This is a genomic window from Kitasatospora sp. GAS1066B, assembly GCF_041262605.1.
Lineage (GTDB): Bacteria > Actinomycetota > Actinomycetes > Streptomycetales > Streptomycetaceae > Kitasatospora.
Genome location: NZ_JBGCCO010000083.1, coordinates 1 through 3,132, shown reverse-complemented (window position 1 = coordinate 3,132; position 3,132 = coordinate 1). Strand labels below are relative to the sequence as shown.

Here is a 3,132-nt window from a genome sequence, read left to right as displayed (position 1 = left end):
GTCAACACCCGAATCCACCAACCCCCAAAGACCCTCCGGCGAACCCACACCACCCGGATACCGACACGCCATCCCCACCACCGCAACCGGCTCATGGTCCTTCTCTTCGAGAGCGTGCAGACGCTCACGAGAGACGCGAGCATCTGCCACCGCACGCTTGAGGTACCGGCGGAGTTCATTCTCGTCAGTCACGTGGTCTCAGCTCCCTATGTCATGGGGACCGGGTACATGGGTGAGTTCAGTCGAGTTCGTCGATGATGGCGAAGACCTCTTCGTCACTCGCGGAATCGAGGTCGCTGTCGCGGGAACCGTGGGCGCCATCGGCTAGATCCAGCAGTTCTCTGAGCTGGGTGGCGATGCTCTTAAGAGCAGTCGCGTCGGACAGCGCTGTAGGTAGCACGGCCTTCAATCTGGCAAGGTCGGCCAGTACCGGATCGGCGGGAGACGAGGGGGCGTGGTCGACGATGAGTGCACCGTGCAGGTATGTGGCCAGTGCGTCGGGGTCGGGGTAATCGAAGATCACCGTAGTGGGCAGGCTCAGTCCGGTGGCGCTGTTGAGCTGATTGCGCAGCTCGATTGCGGTGAGAGAGTCGAAGCCGAGCTCGTTGAAGGAATCGGTTGTGCCGATCGCGGTGGGGTCAGTGTGTCCCAGCACAGTGGCGGCCTTTGCGAGGACGAGGTCGATCAGTAGTTGCTGCTGTTCCATCTGCGGCAGCTGGGCCAGGCGTTGCGCCAGTGTTGCCGGCCGGGGGGCTGCTGCGGGACTGGGTGCAAGGCCACGCAGTGGCGCGGGGAGATGCACGGCAGGACGTAGGGCCGCGATGTCGACTCGGTTGAGGACCTGGACGGGGTCGCGGAGCTTGAGTGCCTGGTCGAACAGTCGCAGCCCCTGCTCCGCGGTGAGCGGTGTGACACCGCTTCGGGTCCACCGGGCCACGTCGCCCTCGGACAGCGCGCCGGCCAAGCCTGACCGCATGTCCCACAATCCCCAGGCCAAGGACTGGGCGGGCAGTGCGTGGTGGCGGCGGTGGTGGGCGAGGGCATCCAGGAAGGTGTTGGCGGCCGCGTAGTTGGCCTGTCCCGGAGCACCGATGATTCCAGCAATGGAGGAGTACATGATGAACGCCGACAAGCCTGCGTTCTCGGTCAACTCGTGCAAGTTCCACGCACCATCGACCTTGGGCCGCATCACAGCCTCCAGCTGAGCCGGAGTCAGCGACGTGAGCGTGGCATCCTCCAGGACACCCGCGGTATGAATCACAACACTCAACGGATGCTCCTCGGGCACCGTGGCGAGCAAAGCAGCCAGCACCTGACGGTCCGCAGCATCGACCGCGACGATACGGACCTCGGCACCCAGCCCAGCCAACTCCTCCCCCAACGCTTCAGCGCCCGGACTGTCGAGACCCCGCCGACTGAGAAGCAGCAGATGACGCACGCCGTACTCCACGACAAGGTGCCTGGCCAAAACCGCCCCCAAAGCACCCGTACCACCCGAGATCAACACCGTGCCGTTTTCCCAGTCCCGGCTGGTCGGAAGGGACTCGGTGGATGTGTCGGGTTCGGCGGGGACGAGCCTTGGGACGAATGCCTTGCCGGCCCGGATGAGCAGTTGGGGTTCACCGGTGAGCACTGCGGCTCCAAGGACGTCACGTGTGCTGGTGTGGTCGTCGATGTCGATGAGGGTGAACCGGTCCTCGTGCTCGGCCTGGGCCGAGCGCAGCATGCCCCAGGTGCCAGCGAGGGCAAGGTCGATGGCGTCTTGCGGGTCGGCGACGACGGCGCTGTTGGTGAGCACGACCAGGTGCGCGGCGGCGAACCGGTCGTCGGCCAGCCAGGTCTGCACCGTCTCGAGCAGCCGGTTCAGGGCCTGCCTGGCTTGGACGACGAGGTCGTCGCGGGCGGGACCGTTGGAAGGAAGGAGAGAGGTCATGGGCAGCAGCACTGTCGGGGGCACGGGCTCACCGTCGTCGATCGCCTGCTGCAGAGCCGTGAGGCCGGTGTAGGTACGGGTGGCGGTGGGGTGGTCAGCTTGGCCGAGGACTGCCCAGGTGTTTTCTGGCTCGGGGGCGTTGGTGAGCGGCACAGGGATCCAACGCAGGCAGAACAGGCCCTCTGTGGACCGGCCGCTCGCCGTCAGCAGGTCTCCCGGGGATAGCGGGCGCAGCCGCAGTTCGTCGATCGCTGCCACGGGCAGGCCCGCGTCATCGGTGAGTTGGAGGCTGACCGCTGTGGTCGTGTCGTCGGATCGCTTGAGTACGAGTCGTGCCCGCACAGCGGTGGCGTTGGCCTGGAACACGCGGATCCCGGACCAGGAGAAGGGCATCATGGGTTGGAGCGCGATGTCCGCCACGCCGGGCAGTAGCGCGTGCAGGGCTGCGTCGAGCAGTGCCGGGTGCAGGACGAAGCGCGCCGCCTCGACGCGGTCTTCCTCGGCCAGCGCCACCTCGGCGTAGATGCTGTCTTGGTGGCGTGAGAGTCGGCGCAGGTTCTGAAACACCCGGCCGTACTGGTAGCCCTGCGCAGCGAGCCTGGTGTAGACGTCGTCGAGGTCGACCTCCACGGCGTCGGCTGGCGGGCGGACGTCCGCGGGGGGCGGCGTGGTGGCATCGCCGGGGCTTATCGTGCCCTGGGCGTGGCGGGTCCACTGTCGGTGGGTGCCGGTCTGGGACTTGACCGCGCGCGAGTGGATGCTCAGCGAACGTCGTGCGGTCTCGTCGGGAGCGTCGATGATGACTTGGATCTGGATGTCGTCGTCTTCGCGGATTACCAGCGGTGTGGTCAGTGTGAGTTCGTCGACAAGGGCGCAGTTGACCTGCCGAGTGGCGTGGAGTGCCAGGTCGACGAAGGCTGCCCCCGGTAGCAGCGCCTTGCCCAGCACGACGTGATCGGCGATCCACGGATGGGTGCGCAGCGACACCCGGCCGGAGAGGACGACGGTGTCGCCGCCTGCCACGTCCACCGTCGTGCTGAGCATTGGGTGGTCTGCGCAGTCCAGGCCCAGGTCGGTCGCGTCGCCAGCGGGGGCCGAGGCCGGCAGCCAGTAGCGTTCGTGTTGGAATGGGTAGGTGGGTAGGTCGACCCGGTGGGCGCCGGTCCCGGCGAAGACGGTGTTCCAGTTGGTGTCGGTGT

At 66.7% G+C, this 3,132-nt stretch carries 2 protein-coding genes; both read right to left on the bottom strand.

What is annotated here, in order from left to right; translation table 11 throughout:
* Positions 1–192: beta-ketoacyl synthase N-terminal-like domain-containing protein (locus ABH937_RS38120; protein WP_280695014.1), on the bottom strand; the 192-nt coding region annotated here is incomplete at its 3' end.
* A gap of 46 nt (positions 193–238) precedes the next feature.
* Positions 239–3,132 (bottom strand): type I polyketide synthase (locus ABH937_RS38115; RefSeq protein ID WP_280695013.1); only part of this gene is annotated, 2,894 nt, incomplete at its 5' end.